This is a genomic window from Gracilibacillus oryzae, assembly GCF_009498735.1.
Lineage (GTDB): Bacteria > Bacillota > Bacilli > Bacillales > Amphibacillaceae > Gracilibacillus > Gracilibacillus oryzae.
This window is the reverse complement of the sequence record NZ_ML762432.1, coordinates 1-4,992: the sequence shown is the minus strand read 5'-3', so window position 1 is coordinate 4,992 and position 4,992 is coordinate 1. Positions and strand designations below refer to the sequence as shown.

At 36.9% G+C, this 4,992-nt stretch carries 6 protein-coding genes; 3 read left to right on the top strand and 3 right to left on the bottom strand.

All coding sequences use genetic code 11. The features are described 5' to 3' along the window. Window positions 1-451 (bottom strand): four-carbon acid sugar kinase family protein (locus F9U64_RS23025; protein WP_228275696.1); only part of this gene is annotated, 451 nt, incomplete at its 3' end. A gap of 159 nt (window positions 452-610) precedes the next feature. Then, window positions 611-1,636: a 4-hydroxythreonine-4-phosphate dehydrogenase PdxA gene (gene pdxA, locus F9U64_RS12400; protein WP_153403880.1), complete on the bottom strand. Its 1,026-nt coding sequence runs from the start codon at window positions 1,634-1,636 to the stop codon at window positions 611-613. 345 nt (window positions 1,637-1,981) lie between these two features. On the opposite strand from pdxA, the gene rpiB reads away from it, so the two are divergent. The 3 genes from rpiB to F9U64_RS12385 all read left to right on the top strand — a co-directional run bounded on the left by rpiB (window position 1,982) and on the right by F9U64_RS12385 (window position 4,265). Then, complete coding sequence (rpiB, locus tag F9U64_RS12395) at window positions 1,982-2,461, top strand: ribose 5-phosphate isomerase B (protein WP_153403877.1); 480 nt, start codon at window positions 1,982-1,984, stop codon at window positions 2,459-2,461. 222 nt (window positions 2,462-2,683) lie between these two features. Continuing rightward, window positions 2,684-3,469, top strand: coding sequence for a formate dehydrogenase accessory sulfurtransferase FdhD (gene fdhD / locus F9U64_RS12390; protein WP_153403874.1), 786 nt, complete (start codon window positions 2,684-2,686; stop codon window positions 3,467-3,469). A 19-nt stretch (window positions 3,470-3,488) separates the two neighbouring features. After that, window positions 3,489-4,265, top strand: coding sequence for a formate/nitrite transporter family protein (locus tag F9U64_RS12385; RefSeq protein WP_153403871.1), 777 nt, complete (start codon window positions 3,489-3,491; stop codon window positions 4,263-4,265). Between the two features lie 598 nt (window positions 4,266-4,863). Here F9U64_RS12385 and F9U64_RS12380 read toward each other — a convergent pair. Beyond that, on the bottom strand, window positions 4,864-4,992 hold a 129-nt coding region (locus F9U64_RS12380; protein WP_153402748.1), incomplete at its 5' end, for an IS3 family transposase.

The window sequence follows — 4,992 nt, the reverse complement described above, 5'->3', positions numbered from 1 at the left end:
AATGAGTTTCTGTTACTGGTGTCCTTACATCATTTGCCACTGGTGTTAATGATAAAGGAACCCCATTTATGAGCGAATATCCGCCGACTAGTATACGGTTCGACTGAGGCATGGATGGCACCATAACAGCAATGGTATCATTATCCAATTCCTCTAACATCGCATCGACTTCTGCTCCAATATTTCCTCGTAGTGTTGTGTCAATCCGTTTCGTGTAATTGGTAACCCCTTGTTTTTTTAAGTGTTGTACAGCACTTCTAACTCTGGCTGCAGCATCAGTTTCTGCTAGTGCTCTGCTGTCTGTACTCAGAATATAAGCATCCTGATTGCTGCTGTCAGCTAAATCCTCTTCAGAAAAGAAAGCAGCTGTCTGGACACCTGCCTTAGCCAGCAATACCCCTACTGTTGTTGCACCAGTTAAGTCATCTGCTACAATTCCAAATTTTTTCATGATATCCTCCTTATGCACACATCCTTGCAGCCATCTTGGCAAACGATTACAATCGTGAACCTCTTTCATATTGATTGAAAGAGACTGTAATCTTCTAACAATCAATAGGAATAGATAAGACAGGAAAGGCTGTCACCGCTCCTGTCTTATCGTAAGCACTTATGCTTGTTCTTGTTTAGCCTCTTGCTGCATTTTCCAATAAGAAACTGGAACCAATGTAGATTCAATCATACTTACAGAACCTGCAATATTCTTACCAGCAATATCAAAAGCAGTACCATGGTCAACAGAACTTCTCATAAATGGCAAGCCCCATGTAATTGTAATCGATTTTTCAAAATCATATGTTTTACAAGCGATATGTCCTTGATCATGATATAGAGAAAGAATCGCATCATATCTTCCTTGTAATCCTAAATGGAACACAGAATCAGCAGGTACTGGACCAACAACGTTCATACCTTCCGCTTTTGCAGCTTCTACTGCAGGAATTAAATGTTCCTGCTCTTCTGTTCCAAATAATCCATTATCTGACGCATGCGGGTTTAGTGCAGCTAAAGTAATTTCTGGATTTGTATAACCAATTCCTTTTAATTCTGTATCAATTTGACGAAGCGTATCCAATACGCGTTCTTTTGTAGCGTAACGACATGCATCTACCAATGATTTGTGTCTTGAAACGAAGAATACTTTCATATTATGACAGTTAAACATTGTTAAAGCATAATCAGAGTTTGTTTCTGCACCATACACTTCTGTATGACCTTCATGCTTACAACCAGCAAGTTTAATCGCTTCTTTATGAATAGGTGCTGTTGAAACAATATCAATCTCACCACTTAATCCTAATTCAATAGATTTAAGAACATAATCATAAGACATTTCACCAGCTAGTTTTTGCACTTTTCCATACTCAATGCTTGAAGTGTCATATTCTTTTGTTTCTAAAACATCGATTGTACCGTATTCGAACTTTCCTTCTGACGGTTTTGTAATTTTGTTAATTTTAAAATTGCTGTTTTTCACATCTAAAGCTCTTTGTACTATATCAACTGACCCAATAAGAAATGGGTTACATTCATCATACACTCTTTTTTCCATTACAGTATCTGCAGTTATTTCAGGACCAATTCCTGCTGGATCACCAATTGTTATTGCTACGATAGGTTTTTTAATTTCAGTCAACTTACTCGCTCCTCACTAATCATTGTTTATTTCTTGAATTAACATAAGCATACATTCTTTTTTATTAATTGTCAATTTCTTTTCTTTACTTTCGTTTTTAATTAAAATTATCACTACTTTATGCGTTTCCCTTCTTATATTCCCTCCAAAAATGAAAACAATCCCTTCTGCAGCAAAGATTTTTTCACATAAGCCAGATGCTTGCCAATACAGGTTTCTATTTTGAATCTTTTTCATATTTTTAATAAAAACGAAAATAAATGAAATTAATTGTTGATAAAAACGAAAAAATATAATAATATAAGAGTTGTTAAATATTTGTGATTACTAGGGAGGCTATATAAAATGAAAATTGGTTTAGGTAGCGATAATAATGCATTTAAATTAAAAACAATTATAAAAGAACATTTAGAGGATTTAGGAATCGAAGTAAAAGATTTCGGTTGTCACTCAGAAGATGCGGTGGATTATCCGGACGTTGCTTTCGAAGTTGCTGAAGCAGTAAGCAAAGAAGATGTAGATCGTGGAATTTTATTATGTGGTACAGGAATCGGTGTTTGTGTTGCAGCGAATAAATATCCTGGCATTCGTGCAGCTTTAGCTCATGACGAGTATTCTGCTGAACGCGCTCAATTAAGTAACAATGCTCAAATCCTTACAATGGGAGCACAAATTGTTGGACCTGAAGTTGCGAAAAAAGTAGTAAGTGCTTATGTAAACGCTCAATGGGCAGAAGGTTCAAAACGAAAAGTAGATAAGATTATTGATAGAGAAAAAGAATTTATGTCTCAAAACTATAAAGATGCAGTAACAAAAGGGTGCTAAGACTGTTTCTAGCATGAAAAGAAGGCATTTACCGGCAATCGGCTGGTAAACGCCTTTTTTTTATGAAATTTTAATGTACTACCAATAATTATCTTTGTTTTTGGCAAAGTTAATAATAATCAAGTGTTAGCCATAGAAGCAGAGATATGTCTTTGCCTATGTTTTACTAATTATTCAGATGCTCCCCTGTTAAAAATACCAGCTAGTCATGGAGATGTGGTTATGGTGAATGTGGAAAAAATATCGGTAGTTAAATTTGATGGTACTCATTTAGATGAAACAGAGGATAATGCCGCAGTAGAGTTCCCTTTAACCATCCAGTTAGATGGAGAAGAATTTGCAACAATGGTATGTTCTCCGGACTACTTAAAGGAACTTGTGTTAGGATTCTTAGCTTCAGAAGGAATTATCCGTTCTATATCCCAAATTGAATCATTGAATATCGATCAAGATCAAGGCTTTGCTTATGTGGAATTGAAAAACAAAAAAATAAGGAACAAACATACTGTGTCCAAACGGTTTATTGGCTCATGCTGCGGAAAAAGCAGACAATTTTATTTTCAAAATGATGTCCTTACAGCAAAGACAATTGGTCATCACCTCCAACTATCCGTTCAACAATGCTTGAACTTAATGGATGAATTACAGAACCAATCCTCTTTGTTCCGCTTAACTGGAGGTTTTCATAATGCCGCACTTGGAACAACAGATAAATTACTTCTTTCTCGTACCGATATTGGGAGACACAATGCTTTAGACAAGATCTATGGACATTGTCTTGAAAAACGCATCACATTGTCTGATAAGGTAATCGTCTTCAGTGGCAGAATATCATCAGAGATTGTATTAAAGGTGGCAAAAATCGGTGCAGGTCTGCTTTTGTCAAAATCTGCTCCTACGTCCTTGGCATTGAAACTTGCAGATGATCTAGGCATTACAACCGTTGGCTTTATCCGAAATGAACGTTTAAATATTTATACACATCCTGAACGTATTATCAAAGACTAAAAAGAAAGCTGGTGAAAAAATGGCCTTCCATGCTCCCAAAAAAACTGCACAGATAGCCATGGAAAATGGTGAGAAAAAAGTTCACCTTCCTATTACAACTACGATTATTCTTGGTTTTTTAGCAGGAGCTTATATCTCGTTTGGATTCTTATTGGATATAAGAATCACTGGTAATTTACCAGAAGCAATCTGGGGATCTATGTCTGCCTTTATTGGCGGTGCAGTATTCCCAGTCGGACTCGTCTTTGTCTTAATTGCCGGTGGTGAGCTCTTGACAGGGAATATGATGGCAGTAGCAACCGCCAGATTTGCCGGAAAAATTAAAACAATACATGTTATTAAAAACTGGTCCATTATCACCGTGAGTAATTTTGTCGGTTCCATCTTTGTAGCCTACTTTTTTGGACATTTTCTGGGATTAACGGAAACTGGACCATATTTAGATGCCACTGTCTCGATTGCCGCACATAAAATCGAGGCCTCTTTTCTTGAAGCCTTTGTTTCTGGTGTTGGTGCAAACTGGCTTGTATGTCTGGCTGTTTGGCTATGCTACAGTGCGGATGATGTGGCAGGTAAAATTCTAGGTATATGGTTTCCGATCATGGCATTCGTTGCGATTGGCTTTCAACACGTTGTAGCCAACATGTTTGTTATTCCTGCTGCCATCTTTGCCGGTTATTTTAGCTGGTGGGAATATCTTTACAACTTTGCAGCTGTATTTCTTGGAAATGCAGTGGGAGGAGCAATTTTTGTCGGCTGCTTCTACTGGATGGCATATTTGAGAGAAAAGGTGTAAAGCTAAAAAGTCCGACCAAAAACAAGAATAATACTATATTGAAGAACTGAACGCACAGACTAAGCAAAATCAAAGTGCGAAGACACTTGCGGGAACAGCTTGAGCTGAGGTCACTGAGAAAGGGAATTCTCTTTTTGCAATTATAGATTGTTGGTATATATATTGGTTCTTATCAACAGATTCATGCTGTGATGCTAAAGGTTTGCCGATAATCAACAAATCTCAAGAGCAGCCTCAAAGATTTGTTGATTAAAAGGATTTAATCAACAAATCTTAGGAGCAACAGCGATAGATTTGTCGATAAAAAGGATTTAATCAACAAATCTCAGGAGTAACAGCGATAGATTTGTCGATAAAAAGGATTTAATCAACAAATCTCAAGGGCACAGCGGCCGATTTGTCGATAAAAAGGATTTAATCAACAAATCTCAGGAGTAACCTCCACGATTTGTTGTTATTATTTGTTTCAGCGGCAAATTTCCTACTTATTCAGAGTATTATGACAGAGCGTCATATGAACCAACTTTTCACATGAACAAAAACCCGAACTTGATGAACTGCCCCCTGTCAAGTAGACAGTGGAAATAATAAAAATGATCTAGGCGGCCTTTGTCCTGTATTCCATCGGACTGAGGCCGTTTAATCGTTCCTGGTATCGATTATGATTATAAAAATAAATGTATTGATTTATTGCTTTAGAAAGCTCTTCAAATGTCCTGTAATTATG

Bases quoted from the DNA above. Each gene is read 5' to 3' on its own strand.
- rpiB (WP_153403877.1), top strand. From the start codon at position 1,982: ATGAAAATTGGTTTAGGTAGCGATAATAATGCATTTAAATTAAAAACA.
- fdhD (WP_153403874.1), top strand. From the start codon at position 2,684: ATGGTGAATGTGGAAAAAATATCGGTAGTTAAATTTGATGGTACTCAT.
- F9U64_RS12385 (WP_153403871.1), top strand. From the start codon at position 3,489: ATGGCCTTCCATGCTCCCAAAAAAACTGCACAGATAGCCATGGAAAAT.